This window comes from Acinetobacter sp. CIP 64.7 (assembly GCF_000369745.1).
GTDB classification, from domain to species: Bacteria; Pseudomonadota; Gammaproteobacteria; order Pseudomonadales; family Moraxellaceae; genus Acinetobacter; species Acinetobacter fasciculus.
In genome coordinates, this window is the sequence record NZ_KB850183.1 from 1 (window position 1) to 15,060 (window position 15,060).

Below are 15,060 nucleotides of genomic sequence, written 5' to 3' on the forward strand. Positions count from 1 at the left end.
CGAACAGATAATAAGTTTTCCTTGGCCGGCGTCCAAATGAAGTTTTCCATGAAAGCCAAAGATGGGCGTTTTACACTAGTCCAGGCAACGGAATCGTCTCTACTCGGGGACTGGATTGTCAAAACTCCTTCTTCCAGACATGCTTTTGTTCCGCTAAATGAATATTCTATGATGAGCCTTGCAAAAATGGTCGGAATAGATGTCCCTGAGATTCGCTTGGTGGATATGGCACTCTTACAAGACCTTCCACCATTAAATTTACCCCAAGAGGAATATGCTTTTGCAATCAAAAGATTTGATAGACAGAATACTGCTGATACTACAGAGCTTATTCACATCGAAGACTTTGCTCAGATCTTCGGTGCATATCCACAGCAGAAATACAGCACCACAAATTATGAGCAGATAGGAAAGATCATTTATCAATTTTCAGATAACAAAATTTTTGATATTCAGCAATTTGCCAGCCGCTTACTTGTCAACATTTTGCTCGCCAATGGAGATGCACACTTAAAAAACTGGAGTATGATTTATCAGGACAAAAGAACACCAAGATTATCTCCCGCATACGATATATTGATGACTAGTGTATATGTTGAAAATGAGCGTCATTTCGCATTGAATCTTGCCAAAAATAAAGATTGGTATTTAGCTGAGATGAAACACTTTGAACAATGGGCTGAAAAAGTCGGTGTTCCATGGCGTGTTATTGAAAAACAACTTCACGCGATCATGGACAAAGCACGGTCAGTATGGCCAGTGCTATTACTAGACTTACCTATGATTCCTGCTCATAAAGAAAAATTAAGACAACATTGGAAAAAATTGCATCCAGACTTTCAGATACTTACAGATGATTAGGTTAATCTGAAACCAAACTAAAATTTCTCAAACAAGTTCATCACGTCATTTTCCGTCAGTTTCGCTTCGCCCTCATGATCGGTACTTAGAATAGACTGTGCCAGTTCTGCTTTATTTTGCTGTAAGGCAAGAATTTTTTCTTCTATGCTTTTATTGGTAATCAGCTTATACACAAATACTGGCTTGTCCTGTCCAATCCGCCATGCACGATCTGAAGCTTGATCTTCAGCAGCAGGGTTCCACCATGGATCATAGTGAATGACCGTATCTGCGGCAGTTAGATTCAGACCGACCCCTCCTGCTTTCAGACTGATTAAAAATACTGGCACTTGTCCAGACTGAAATGCTGTAATGACTTCATCTCGCTTTTTGGTCTTTCCAGTCAGCTTCACATAGCCAATTTCTGCGTGATGGAGCTGTTGCTCAATCAGTTCCAACATTGAGGTAAACTGAGAGAAGATCAGAATTTTTCGCCCCTCCTCCACCATTGGAACGACCATATCCATCAACTGTTCAAGTTTGGCAGAGTGTGCCTGCCCGGTTTTCACTGAATCCAGCTTTAGTAAGCCAGGATGGCAGCACACCTGACGTAGCTTCAGTAAGGCATCTAAAATTTGAATTTGACTACGTTTAAAGCCTTTTTCTGCCACAATTTTCTGAATGCTGGCTTGCATCGTGGCACGAACAGCCTCGTATAGCTTGGATTGCTGCTCATTCATGTCAATATTGACTTCAATCGTGGTTTTTTCAGGCAATTCCTTGGCAACGTCAGTTTTCAAGCGACGTAAAATAAAGGGTTTAATGCGGTTTACCAACTTTTGCCTTAACTGCTGATCACCGCGTTTTTCAATAGGATAGCGGTACTTTTTATTAAAGATTTCTTGTGAATATAAAAATCCCGGCATTAGAAAATAAAATAGTGCCCACAGCTCACCCAAATGATTTTCCATAGGTGTACCGGTTAGACATAGACGATGTCGCGCTGTTAATTGCCGTACTACCTGTGCAGCTTTGGCCCGCGGATTTTTAATATTCTGCGCTTCATCCAGAATGAGTTGATGATATTCATATTGCTTTAGTTGTTCTTCATCTCTCGCTAGAAGCGGATAGGTGGTTAACACAATATCATAGTGCGGAATCTGCTCAAAATTCTGATGGCGGTCGGGCCCCTGTAGCAGCAATACCTTGAGCTCAGGGGTAAATTTCTCCGCTTCTTTGAACCAGTTATGCATCAGCGATGTGGGTGCAACAATTAAGGCGGGACTGTCCTGCAAATATCCAGCCTGCTTTTCCATGAGTAAATGGGCTAAAGTTTGTGCTGTTTTCCCCAAGCCCATATCATCTGCCAGAATCCCGCCATGCTGGGTTTCCCTTAAAAACTGTAACCAGCCTAAGCCCTGCTGCTGGTATAGACGCAACTCCCCCTGAAAACCTTGTGGTGTTGGCAGTTGTTGCTGATAGCCTTGTTTGAATTTATGTACAAATTTCTGCAGGCGATCACTGACCTGCCATGTCATCCCAAGATTATGCTGCAATTCTAATAATTGACTCGCATCATAGCGATCAATACTGCGCTCTTCTTGCTGTAAAATGCTCTGCAAATGCAATAATACCGGCTTAATATCCCTAGCGGATAGCGCCAAATCAGGTTGATCAACTGCAGTTTTCACGGTGAAAATTTGACTGTCATGCAGATGAATAAAAGTCCGCGGATCAAGTAAATCAGGATTTACTCGCACCAAAGCTACGAGCGCATCAAGTAAATTATAAGAATTGCCTGCACTGTCTTGAACCGTCGCCCCGATATTGAACCAGTCCTGCTGGCCTTCAGATTCAGTGATAGAAATATTTAAATTTTCAACATATTGCAGCTTAAATGGGCTGTTTTCCAGATGCTCTATCTGCCAGCCCATCAACTCAATTTGATTGATGGGCATCAGCTGTTTGATCCAGTCTCCATAGAAAGCAAAAACCATAGAATCGAGACGTTGTTTATCCAGTTTTAATTGCTGGTCATAACTAAGATCTTTCACCCACTTCAGTGATTCGACCAATAGCTGTAAACGCTGGATTAACTGTTGTTCCTGAACTAAGTCCCGAAGCTGTCGCACCATTTTGTCATGCTGCTCACCAATGAAACTGTCACCTGATGTACCTGCTTTAATTCGCCCGCCTGCATAGGAGAATTCAATTTCAGCACAAACAGACTCTTCCCATTTCCAATCAAATTTATCTAAAACACCGAAGCGTAAAATTGGCTGGGGACTACCCTCAAGGACATCAATATGCTGAATAGACTCGGGCTGAGGCAGATTTTTCACGTCTGAATATTGATGAGTCAGTTTCTCAAACTCTGGCAAGAGCATAGATGGAAGATCAGGCATCTGTAAAAAATGGTACAGAAGATTTGCCGTATATTCACCATATAACTGGCCCACCGTGTTCTGTTGAATATCCACATAACACGGTGGCTGGCTAGCGAGAATTTGGATATGTGGATTTGATTTTAAATCGAGTCGAATATCGCCATTGACCAATTCAATATTTAAATGCTCTGTCTGTTTGTTTACACCTTGTTCCCAGATCAATTCGATGTGATAAGCCTTGTTCTGACCATTGAAGTGCAGCATAGCTCTTTTTTTGCCAGTACACATCGCCACTTTGAATAAAAGATTTAAAGTGCTCCAATGAAATTCCGGAGATATCAAGATTGCTTTGATAAAAACGCTCGTCGCTGTTTATTTTGGCGTAATAATAAATCTGGTTAAATAATTGTCGTTTTTGTTCAGGTAAAGTCAGATGCTTTCTGGTGATATTTTCATATTGGGTATAATAACTTTCCCCTGCAATTGAGCCGTTTTTATTGCGTCTGGCCTTCTGAACATCAACTGTCAATTTCTTTAAGCTGACCGACTGATCTAGCAGGTAAATTAAATAATTGTTTGTTTTGACAGATTGCTCTGGTTCAGTCTGTTGTAAATACCGTTTAAAATCATTCAACCAGCGCTGCGCCTGATCATCCCCCCATCGGCGTTTTGCGATTCCCTGCGGAGATTGAGATTCAGCATAACGCTGTTGAAATTCCTGACGATATTCTTGAAAGAATAACCGCGCTAAAGCAGCAGCATGTTTACAGTTATATCCAACTGGACAAGTGCAGTCATCATCGATTAAACGGTCTTTTTTAAGATTATAGGTAATCGCGGTATCGTAATAATCTGTCCCTTCAATTTGAGCATACATCGTGACATCATCATTTTCTTCAAAGAACTCAATTGTTTCTCTATCAATGTGTTTAGCATAGCTCAGACTGCGATGAAGAGTTGGATTACTAAAGCGAGATAGAAAATTGATCAATGAGGACATAATTACCAGACACCAAAATGTTTATACAATTATAACGGACAAAGCTGTCATTTCAGAACAGTAGCCGAACTGCTCAACCTGAGCACAGATTCGACTCACTCAATAGGAATATTGTGAATAAAGACAATCAAATTCTAGAAGTTAAACAGTTCATTGAGATCGAAAATATCCTGATAGAAAGTGATCATTTCTTCACAACAGTTAATTTTAAACCAAATGGGGTCAAAAGTTTTAGCATTGTTTCTATGTGTGATTCATAGAGATCATTTCAATTTAGCAATCTCTAGATCCATCTTGTAATTAGCATGTTGAATCCGTTCATTTGAGGGGTTGTATTGCTTCTGGACTTCATCTGAGAAAGGAGTTTCTTCACATAATTCAAAGTACCTCTCCATCGGTGTTTTACCTTTCAACGCTGAATGTGGTCTCATCCAGTTATAGTAATGCTGCCATTCGGCTAGCTTGTCTTGGATATCCTCAGAATCGATATCTACAGTAGCGTAGAACTCAGATTTATCAGTTTTTTGTGAACGCTCTACCTTGCCATTCAGATGAGGTGAACCTGGTTTATTTGGCCTAAATTTGATTCCATGCTGCATCATTTTTTTCTGTACTTTTTCAGCAAAGAATTCCCGCCCACGATCGGTCTGTATTCGCTGTATGGGAAAAGGCATTTCTTCAATTACGCAGTCTAAAAAGTCGAGAGTATTCGCTGCTGTTCGGCGTTTATATATCCTTAAAACGCGATATCGTGTGCAGTCATCGATAGATGTGTACTGATATAGTCCTGGACGGACCCAGTTTACAGGTATCCATTTGAATTCTATCGCCTGGTAATGGGTGTTCATAACGAATGAAATCTGCTTTACGACGGAATTTTTTAATCGGTTTGACTTGATGGGTGGATAGTACTTTATGGATAGTCGCTAAGGACAACGAGACTCCGTACAGCCTCATCAATTCTGTTTGCAAACGTCGAGCACCAAAATTTCTAGCTGAGCGCATTTCTAATATTAAGGCTTCTAGCTCAGCATTGATTTTAGTATTTGGCGATTTTAAGGGACGTCTACTCTGACTACTTAATCCATCAATACCTTGCTCAGAATATCGTTTCCACCACTTGCGTAACGTTGGTCTAGAAATGCCACATCTCCGACAAACTAGGCCAGCATCATTAGTCTCTTCAAATAATTTAACTCATACGAGTCTTTGTTGAATTTCTCTGTTCATAGACACCCATTATATTGAAATAATGTCTATGAATAAAATACTTAAATAAAAATTCTCCGACAAACTCGGTGCGGTTAATTTTTATCCAAATGAGTTTTCAAAATTATGCTTCATCCATAATCCATTCTTTAAAAAGAGCATCCTCGATTTCATAAGTACCATTTTCTGGTTTAAAAATAATTTGTTTTTTTGATAAAGAACGTAGGGCCGATTGAATACTTGATACCGCAATGTTATCTACACCAATGGAATCAGCCAGATGTTGTCTAAATTGACTACTATAAAGTTCAACTTGTGATTCCGCTATGGCTTTTAAAATTAGCTGTTCTAATAACTTAAACTCTCCCCATAATCCCGAAAAGTCACGATGCCCCATTGTATCGGCTATAAGCTGTTCCTTGGCAAAATCTATAGCCAGCATTGGGTTTAAGGCTAAACGCTCCACTAATGATCTTGCTAGTTGAGGACTTTGCTTCATATCTAAAAAAGCGTGCCATAAAATTTCTTTATTCAAACTACGTCCTGTTGTCTGATTAAATACATCTGCCAGATGATCTGTAAATGCTTTTGTTAGATTTGGAAAAGGTAAATTCTGTCCATAATGAAAAAAGGGAGCACTACTCACAGAAAACATTTGTCTCAGGCCTTCTCGACTTGAACCAGTAAAAACCACCTTTATTGTTTCTTTATGCATATCTAAAGCGGTACGTAAACTGGCAATCGTGGTTTTATATTTTGAACTAGCTAAAGCCTGAATCTCATCAAGTAACAGTAAAATAGGTTTCCCCTGCTGAGCCAGTTTAGTAATGCTAGACAAAATACTGGAATTCACTTGTCCTTGTAGAAGTGTCACTTCAGCTTTTACCCCTGCCACCTCTGTACTTAAAGAACCAATATTTTTAATCCAATGTGTGGCTTTCCCCATTAAGCCATTTTGTTTTGAAAACTCATCAAGAGCTTTTACAAACTGCCCTTCACTATGCAGGCCTGCATCTAAAAAACTGAAATAAAAAACGCGCCATCCAAGCTGTTCTGCTAGGGGCGTAATATCTTTTCGTAAAAATTCAGTTTTTCCCATCCGGCGTGGGGCAAAAAAAGTCAGAGAACTAGCTAGTCCAGTCTCAAACATGCCTAAAATTTGTTTCGCCAGTTCGGTACGTGGAAAGTGCCAAGGGTCATTGGAGATGGTCATCATTTTAATTACTCGGCAATGATTTATTTATTACCATAGATTGTATTAGATTCCATTAGATTGTAAATGTCTAATTAGATTTCTTTAATCTAATAGGATCTAATCAGGCCAATAAAGCACCTTCTTACCGATCAACTGTTTATTTTATAACTCCATTATTTTGTGGTTTAATAGACATATATGGACATAAGACCCAATATTATGGATTTAAAATTCAGAAAACCTGAAGAAGTTGTTGGATTATTATGTGAGAGGCTTCGTAAAGAACGACTTTATCTGGAAATGACTCAGGCAGATGTTGCTGCACGTGCTGGTATTGGTGTGAATACAGTATCCAATCTGGAAGCAGGTCGAAATGTTTCATTTGAAAATTTAGTACGCGTTGCCATGGTCCTAGGCCGATTACAAGAATTAGAGGAACTCTTCAAACCTAATTTAAACAGTGTAGATGATATTCTTCGCTATGAGAGCAATACGGCTCGCCAACGTATCAAAAGGAAATAAATCCATGCTCAAAAAACTTAATGTTTACTACAATGGATGGGGTGAATATTGGCTTTAGGGTACACTGGTCTCCTCAAGAGCAATCACAGGTCGACCATTAATTGCCTTTGAATACAGTGCTGAAGCGATCCGTAAAGGTTTAGAGCTTTCCTCTTACCTACTTCCATTAAAAGGTTGACCCATTAAGAAAAAACTTTCCTACACAGCAAATGGGATTACCAAGTCATATATATGATGCATCACCCAATGGCTGGGTGTGCTCCAGAATTTTGGTGGCTATTCAGTCCATCATTACTTACATTCCAACTCTCTATAGTCAAACTACTTTATTATTCATACAGGATTCGAAAAAAACTTGAAATAACTCATCGACTGAGTCGATCAACCATTCTTTACGCTTACGTTTAACCCATGCCCACATCTGTTCTATAGGATTTAAATCAGGGCTGTATGCAGGAAGCCAAAGAATTTTATGCCCTTGTTGTTCCAATAACTCCTGAATATCTGCTCTTTTATGAAATGCTGCATTATCCATAACCACTACACTATTTTCTGGTAATACTGGTATGAGGAATTGCTCTATCCAAAAATGAAAAACATCTGAATTGATTTTGCAGTCAAATAAACCGACTGAAAATAACTTACCCTCATGGATTGCTCCAATGGCATTGGTCTGATTCTTTAATTGCCAATTATATTGCCCTAAACAGGGTACTCCTTTTCGTGAGTAGCCATGAGGTCTGTAATCATGTGACTTAAAACCACTTTCATCCACATAAATAATCGGGTGGTTTGTTTCTAATTCATTCACTTGCTGAATAAATTTATCCCTAAGCTTTGTATCTGCTTTAGGATGGCTTAACGTCTTTTTTTAACTGTAATATTTAAGCGCTTTAATGCAGCACCAATAGATGAAACACCACAATTAAAACGTGCAGCACGTTCATATTGATAAGCATCAGGATACTTTTCAACATCTTCACGTAAAGCATCATCGTTAATTTTAGAAGGTTTACGTACACGAGTTTTTTTAATCTCTATACGTTTCTTCCATTCAACAATGGTATTTTTATTAATTTCAAATTGTGCAGCTACCGCTCGAATAGAATAACCTTCCTCAAGTTTAGCTAAAATTTTACGTCTAAAATGTTCTGAATAACTCATTGCACCATTGTATTGGTTTTATAATGATTTGACTATAGTTTTCCAACTAGCCCAGGTTATAATAATGGCCACCCAAAATACGATTGATCTATTATGAACACCTCCAATGACCCTTTACACGGCAAAAAACTTGCTGACATTTTGGATGAATTATTGGATTACTACGGTGGCTTTGAAGGTTTAAGTCGTAAAATTGAAATTAGATGTTTTTGCATAGACCCAAGTGTTAAATCATCATTGCGATTCTTGCGTACCACACCATGGGCACGTGAAAAAGTAGAAAGCTTATATTTGTACGTCTTACGCCAAAAGGCAAAACAGAAACCGTAGCCCCAGGCAACACCCCCTCTCATTATAAAATTATACCAGTCAGTAAAACACCTTTAGATTAAGCATGTGTATGTTGGTTATTATTGTTGATTATCACAATAAATTAGTGACCAAAAATCAAAGTACCCCACCCTACCTTAAATTACACCACACAAAATAAAAACTCTATATAACTGTTATATATAGAGTTTATTAAAATACCAATTATGTTATTTAGTGTATTTTATGTCGGTGACTCTTGCCAAGGTTGGGGTCGGGAGTTCGAGTCTCCTTTCCCGCTCCAGATTCTAAAAAAGCCCTGATCGAAAGACGGGGCTTTTTTTATGCTGATGTTATTTTCTTTAAATGATTCTTTCATTTTTATTTCACTCAATAAAAAATTCTTAATGTACTTTCTGATTTTATAACCAAGATATGACCATGACACCCCTAAGACAATAAAAAAGCCCTCATCAAAAGATCAGGGCTTTTTGATATTCCATCAATGAATCAGATGAAAGCAGGCTGGCGCAAAAAAAACTAGCGATGATAAGAATCCATCTTCAATACAATTAAAAGGTGATCCGCTGATAGTCACGGTATTGCGGTGTCCAGAAATTATGCTCTATTGCTAGCTGCAATTCTTCTACACTGACTTTCGATGCTACTCCGTCTTCAATCGCAGCAAGTGCCACTTTTAAGGCAATCTGCTTCGAAATTGACTGTAAACAATCCAGATTCGGCAATAAATCTGCCTGAGGGTGTTTGAGTTTAGGAGAACAGTCCGCCAAGGCATTACTCGAGGCCATCAGCATATTATCCGTGACACGTTTTGCACCTGAAGCAACTACGCCCAGACCGATACCCGGGAAAATATAAGAGTTATTGCATTGGGAAATATGATGAATCTGTCCCTGATAATTTACTGGTGCAAATGGGCTACCCGTCGCAATCAATGCTCTGCCATTGGTCCATTGCAAGATATCGGCCGGAACAGCTTCTACGCGGGAAGTCGGGTTAGATAAAGGGAAAACAATCGGTTGTACACTATTTTCAGCCATGGCTTCAATCACTTCCTGAGTGAATAGACCTGGCTGTCCAGATACACCTATCAGTACCGTCGGTTTGGCACGTTTGACCACATCCAGTAGAGAAATCATACTCTCTGCATCTGCCCAGCTTTCTACATTTTCAAGCGGCTGTGCAAGTTTGCGCTGGAAATCCAATAAATTCGGCTGATTTTCTGTGATCAGGCCAAAGCGGTCGACCATAAACACACGTGCACGTGCTTCAGCATCACTTAAGCCTTCAGCAACCATTTGCTTAACGATCTGTTCTGCAATCCCGCAACCGGCTGAACCAGCACCCAAGAAAGTAACCACCTGATCTTTAAGCTGTTTGCCTGCTGCACGCGAAGCAGCAATCAGGCTGCCGACAGACACCGCAGCGGTGCCCTGAATATCATCATTGAAACAACAGATTCGATCACGGTATTTTTCCAGCAAAGGCATGGCATTTTTCTGTGCAAAGTCTTCAAACTGAATTAAGGCATCTGGCCAGCGCTGTTGAATCGCCCGAATCACCGTCTCGACAAAAGCATAGTATTCATCGCCGCTGATTCGTGGTTCACGCCAGCCCATATAAATCGGGTCATTTAACAACTGCTGATTATTGGTACCGACATCAAGAGTAATCGGTAAGGTATAGGCCGGACTGATCCCGCCACATGCGGTGTAGAGTGCCAGTTTTCCAATGGGAATCCCCATACCACCGATGCCTTGATCTCCAAGACCCAAAATGCGCTCACCATCTGTAATCACAATCACTTTCACGTTCTTTTTATTGATATTGTGAATAATCTGGTCGATCTGATCACGGTCAGGATAGGAAATAAAGATCCCACGATGACGGCGATAAATATCAGAAAAGCGCTGACATGCCTCACCCACAGTCGGGGTATAGATAATCGGCATCATCTCACTGAGGTGATTTTCAATCAGATGGTAAAACAGGGTCTCATTGGTATCCTGAATATTCCGCAAATAAATATGCTTGTTAATATCACTGCTAAAAGCACAATACTGCTGATAAGAACGCTGACTTTGTTCTTCAATCGTCTCGGTGACATGAGGAATCAAGCCATGCAAGTTAAAGCTTCTACGCTCTTCTTCAGAAAATGCAGAGCCTTTATTGAGTAGTGGGAGTTCTAGCAGAGTATTTCCAGCATAAGGAATATATAAAGGGCGTTTACTGTTCAAATTTTCTCTGGGCATTATTTAACTCATCTAATCAATCTTCGGCAGTTCTGCCAAAATAGTCACATCACTTTGTTTATTTTATATAGCTTAGCCTGATTTTAAGCTGTTAGGTCATTTAGCAAATTTATAATACTTTTAGCAGGATTTTATAATCTGATAACACTCATTTTCAGCCTAGGTTTTGGACGGTTTCTAAAATTAATCCCTATTCGTATTTTTAATTTAAATCGGCAGCAAGATCTGTTTGACAAAAAACCTCAGCTCATCAAGGATAAAGCATAAATTTAATAAGACCAACGAGTATAAAAATGAGTGAACTGCAACCGCTTTATCAGCTCGATATTCTGGGGACAGGCTATGAGCAAGCGACCTTAAACTTTCCCGATGATTATGAGGGCAAAGTCGTAGCAACCCTGATCCGTAAAAAAGCAGCCCAACCTACAAAAAAAGCAGTTTTATATATTCATGGCTTTATCGATTATTTTTTTCAGACCGAAATGGCAGAGCGCTTTAATCAGCATGGTTTTGATTTTTATGCGCTGGATTTAAGAAAGTACGGACGTTCGATTCTGCCGCATCAAAAATATTATAACGTCTATGACCTAGCTGAATATGATGCAGAAATTACCCAGGCACTCGACATTATAGCAGCCGAGGGGCACGATGCTGCCCTGCTCTGTGGTCATTCTACCGGCGGCCTTATCACAACATTGTACGCGGCACATCACCCTAATCATCGGTTAATCAAAGCACTCTGGGTCAACAGTCCATTTTATAACTTTAATATGAATCCGATAAAACGTGCGCTCGGCATCCCGCAGTTAAGCAAACTGGCCAAAATTTTTCCCAATCTTAAATTTCCAAGCGAGCTGAACAAGTGGTATGCCACCAGCCTGCATAAGGATTTAAAAGGCGAATGGGACTTCAGTCTGGACTGGAAAAAGACCCGCTATCCGATGGTTCGGATCAGTTTTATTCGTGCCATTCATGAGGCACAGAAAGAAATTCATCGCGGTGTTCAGCTCGATGTTCCGGTATTGATCATGCATTCGCATCAGACTTTATATCCTAAAAAATGGGGTAAAGCCGCACAGAGCAGCGATGTAATTTTAGGGATTAAAGACATTCAGAAATATGCCAAAAAAATTAAAGGCGATGTCACGGTTCAAAGTATCCGGAACGGTTTACATGATCTGGTACTTTCAGAGCAATCTGTGCGTGAGCAGGTTTATCAGCAACTGTTTCAATGGCTGCATGACAAAGGGCTTTAGATAAATGCGAAAGGAGAAATGAAACTTGCCCTCATTTCTCCTGCTTGGCTTCTTTTGAATCCTTATTAGGTTGGAATGTAATCAAGCACATTGAAAATATGCCAATCTTTCGATGTTTTATAAATGCTATAAGCCCTTGTTTTTAAATTTAAGGCTTGATAATTTATAACTTTTATTCTTCTACTGCTTGTCTCCAAATATTGTCTTTTGTAGCAAGCCTGTAAACAAACAACCGTCCGTCTTTTTCCCTCTTTATAGTAGAGCTGAATGCAGAAGCGCCTATATTTTTTGATCGGCAACATGCGCTCGACCTGCACCACTAACAATCATATAAAGGAATAGATTATGCGTTATGCAGACCCCAATACTGACGGTTCAAAAATTCAATTTAAAGCACAATACAATAATTTCATTGGCGGCGAATGGGTCGCTCCGGTCAAAGGTGAATACTTTGACAATATCTCTCCGGTAGATGGCAAAGTCTTTACCAAAGTGCCGCGTTCTTCTGTAGAAGACATTGAGTTGGCGCTTGATGCAGCGCACAAAGCCAAAGAACAATGGAACCGGTCATCACCGACCACCCGCTCCAATATTCTGTTGAAAATTGCAGATCGTCTGAAACAAAATCTGGAAATGTTGGCTGTAGCAGAAACCTGGGACAATGGTAAGCCAATTCGTGAAACACTGGCTGCCGATATTCCATTGGCCATTGACCATTTCCGTTATTTTGCCGGCTGTATCCGTGCCCAGGAAGGTGGCATTTCCGAAATTGATGAAGATACCATTGCCTACCATTTCCATGAACCGCTTGGTGTAGTCGGACAAATCATTCCCTGGAATTTCCCGATTCTGATGGCCGCCTGGAAACTGGCACCCGCCCTGGCTGCAGGCAACTGTATTGTGCTGAAACCTGCGGAACAGACTCCGGGCAGTATTCTGGTACTGGCTGAACTGATTCAGGACATTTTACCACCGGGCGTATTGAATATCGTCAATGGCTATGGGGTCGAAGTCGGCCGTCCACTGGCGACCAATCCACGTATTGCCAAGATTGCCTTTACCGGTTCAACTGCAGTAGGTCAGCTGATCATGCAATATGCCACGGAAAATATTATTCCAGTGACTCTGGAACTTGGCGGCAAATCACCAAACTTGTTCTTTGCTGACATTATGGATCAGGAAGACGATTATCTGGACAAGGCACTGGAAGGCTTTGCCATGTTTGCCCTGAATCAAGGTGAAATCTGTACCTGTCCTTCCCGTGCCTTGGTACAGGAAAGTATTGCCGATGAATTTCTGGCGCGTGCAGTAGAGCGGGTGCAACGGATTAAGACTGGTCATCCGTTAGATACCGACACCATGATTGGCGCGCAAGCCTCACAGGAACAGCAGGACAAGATTCTGGGCTGTATTGCCACTGGTCGTGAAGAAGGCGCACAGATCCTGACTGGTGGTGAAGCACGTCAGGAAGTGGGTCAAGGTTTCTATATTAGACCTCTTTCATAAATCATTTTTTGCTCAGTTCCAAGTTGTAGATTCCAGCGATTAAATTGAATCTCAAACCAAGCCTTTTACCTCTATTTCGATAACGCTCAGCAAGGATTTTGAAGGTTTTCAGGCTGCCAAATACATGCTCAATTCCGATTCTTCTTTTATTAATTTCCTGATTATAGATTTTCAATTCAGGATCCAATTTACAGTGTCTTTTGGCTTTTAATGGCAACAGGCTATTCGGATACAACACATAAATCCCCTGATAGCCTTTATCTGCAAGGATAAAAGCCCCAAAAGGAATCTGGTTTAAATTGCGTTTGAACAACTCGAAATCATGCACTGCACCGCGACTGGTACATAAACTCAGAATTTTCTGAGTTTTGTAGTGAATCATGGCCTGTACTTTAAAGGTATGGGTCTTTTTCTTGCCGCTATAGCTTTTCTTCTGTTTTTTTAGGCCTTTGGATTGGAATTTCCGTGGCATCCACGATCACAACATTCCAGTCGATGCCTTCGCCCTCGGGTAAATCTTTGGGTAAATTAAACAGATTGGACCGAATCAGGCAGTCTTCAACATGACGGACAATTCTTGAGGCTGTGGGCTCTGAAACCCCGTAACTCGTTGCAACGTGAAATAAGGTTCGGTATTCCCGCCAATAGCTCAGACACAGCAGAACCTGATCCTCCAGACTTAACTTGGGCGGTCTGCCTTTGGCAGAGACATGCTTCTGCAATTGCTCAACCATCAAATAGAAAGTTGACCATGAGATGCCTGTGTATCGCTTGAACTGAGGATCAGAAAGCTTGTTTGAATCGATGTATTTCATCCGCAGATTATGCACGAATGCTAAGAAATCCGGAGTGCAAATATTAACCAAAAAGAAGATCGTTTTTTGATTTATGAAAGAGATCTATTGAGCCGACTATCTTTAAAGGCACCAATGACATGAAGACCTTCCAGGATGAAATCTTCGGGCCTGTATTGGCTGTGACCACCTTTAAAGACTTTGATGATGCGATCAAGATCGCCAACGATACGATTTACGGACTCGGTGCCGGGGTCTGGTCACGCTCAGCGCATACTTCCTACCGTGCTGGCCGTGCCATTCAGGCCGGTCGGGTCTGGACCAACTGTTATCACATCTACCCTGCGCATGCGGCTTTCGGTGGCTATAAAAAATCAGGGATTGGACGTGAGAATCACAGAATGATGCTAGATCATTATCAACAAACCAAAAATCTGTTGGTGAGCTATTCAACCAAACCGGCAGGTTTTTTCTAAGAAGTAAAGTAAATCTAAAGCGAGCTTCGGTTCGCTTTTTATTCGATATTTTTAAAAAATTTTAATACTAGGTAAAATTTTCCAGCATTGTTCGTCCAGAATTCCATTGAATGACTGATAATAAATAAA

General features: G+C 40.5%; 10 protein-coding genes and 5 pseudogenes. 7 read left to right on the plus strand and 8 right to left on the minus strand.

Annotated features, from left to right (window positions below):
- Window positions 1-861, plus strand: an 861-nt coding sequence (locus F890_RS16780) for a type II toxin-antitoxin system HipA family toxin (RefSeq protein ID WP_005268122.1), incomplete at its 5' end; no start/stop codon positions are given.
- 17 nt (window positions 862-878) lie between these two features.
- Here F890_RS16780 and F890_RS16785 read toward each other — a convergent pair.
- From F890_RS16785 to F890_RS16800, 3 genes and pseudogenes are all read right to left on the minus strand, one after another.
- Window positions 879-4,227, minus strand: a pseudogene (locus F890_RS16785) (SNF2-related protein).
- 263 nt (window positions 4,228-4,490) lie between these two features.
- Window positions 4,491-5,457, minus strand: a pseudogene (locus F890_RS16795) (IS481 family transposase).
- A 103-nt stretch (window positions 5,458-5,560) separates the two neighbouring features.
- Window positions 5,561-6,652, minus strand: coding sequence for an ATP-binding protein (locus F890_RS16800; RefSeq protein ID WP_002058158.1), 1,092 nt, complete (start codon window positions 6,650-6,652; stop codon window positions 5,561-5,563).
- A gap of 198 nt (window positions 6,653-6,850) precedes the next feature.
- Between F890_RS16800 and F890_RS16805 the strand changes: the two genes are divergently transcribed.
- Both F890_RS16805 and F890_RS19180 read left to right on the plus strand, forming a co-directional pair.
- Entirely contained in the window at window positions 6,851-7,153 is a 303-nt protein-coding gene (locus F890_RS16805; protein WP_002058191.1) for a helix-turn-helix transcriptional regulator, read from the plus strand.
- A 64-nt stretch (window positions 7,154-7,217) separates the two neighbouring features.
- Window positions 7,218-7,407: pseudogene (locus F890_RS19180) on the plus strand (type II toxin-antitoxin system HipA family toxin); the annotation flags it as partial.
- A 62-nt stretch (window positions 7,408-7,469) separates the two neighbouring features.
- Here the strand turns inward: F890_RS19180 and F890_RS16810 are convergent.
- Window positions 7,470-7,964: an IS630 family transposase gene (locus F890_RS16810; protein ID WP_005268128.1), complete on the minus strand. Its 495-nt coding sequence runs from the start codon at window positions 7,962-7,964 to the stop codon at window positions 7,470-7,472.
- Between the two features lie 47 nt (window positions 7,965-8,011).
- Window positions 8,012-8,317, minus strand: coding sequence for an IS630 transposase-related protein (locus tag F890_RS16815; RefSeq protein ID WP_000122230.1), 306 nt, complete (start codon window positions 8,315-8,317; stop codon window positions 8,012-8,014).
- Window positions 8,318-8,410: 93 nt separating this feature from the next.
- Between F890_RS16815 and F890_RS16820 the strand changes: the two genes are divergently transcribed.
- Window positions 8,411-8,647, plus strand: coding sequence for a VF530 family protein (locus F890_RS16820; RefSeq protein WP_002058193.1), 237 nt, complete (start codon window positions 8,411-8,413; stop codon window positions 8,645-8,647).
- Window positions 8,648-9,198: 551 nt separating this feature from the next.
- Here F890_RS16820 and F890_RS16825 read toward each other — a convergent pair.
- Entirely contained in the window at window positions 9,199-10,899 is a 1,701-nt protein-coding gene (locus F890_RS16825) for an NAD-dependent malic enzyme (RefSeq protein ID WP_005268130.1), read from the minus strand.
- A gap of 293 nt (window positions 10,900-11,192) precedes the next feature.
- On the opposite strand from F890_RS16825, the gene F890_RS16830 reads away from it, so the two are divergent.
- Together F890_RS16830 and F890_RS16835 are read left to right on the plus strand one after the other, a co-directional pair.
- Window positions 11,193-12,155 carry an alpha/beta hydrolase gene (locus F890_RS16830; RefSeq protein ID WP_005268131.1) on the plus strand — a complete coding sequence of 321 codons (963 nt, stop codon included), beginning with the start codon at window positions 11,193-11,195 and terminating at the stop codon, window positions 12,153-12,155.
- A 345-nt stretch (window positions 12,156-12,500) separates the two neighbouring features.
- Window positions 12,501-13,652 (plus strand): annotated as a pseudogene (locus F890_RS16835) (aldehyde dehydrogenase family protein); the annotation flags it as partial.
- Between the two features lie 10 nt (window positions 13,653-13,662).
- Here the strand turns inward: F890_RS16835 and F890_RS16840 are convergent.
- On the minus strand, window positions 13,663-14,133 hold the full coding sequence (locus F890_RS16840) for an IS5/IS1182 family transposase (RefSeq protein ID WP_005252359.1): 471 nt from the start codon (window positions 14,131-14,133) through the stop codon (window positions 13,663-13,665).
- On the minus strand, window positions 14,081-14,527 hold the full coding sequence (locus tag F890_RS16845) for a transposase family protein (RefSeq protein ID WP_153567213.1): 447 nt from the start codon (window positions 14,525-14,527) through the stop codon (window positions 14,081-14,083). Before F890_RS16845 ends, F890_RS16840 begins: the two co-directional genes overlap by 53 nt.
- 35 nt (window positions 14,528-14,562) lie before the next feature.
- On the opposite strand from F890_RS16845, the pseudogene F890_RS16850 reads away from it, so the two are divergent.
- Window positions 14,563-14,931: pseudogene (locus tag F890_RS16850) on the plus strand (aldehyde dehydrogenase family protein); the annotation flags it as partial.
- Window positions 14,932-15,060 lie beyond the last annotated feature (129 nt).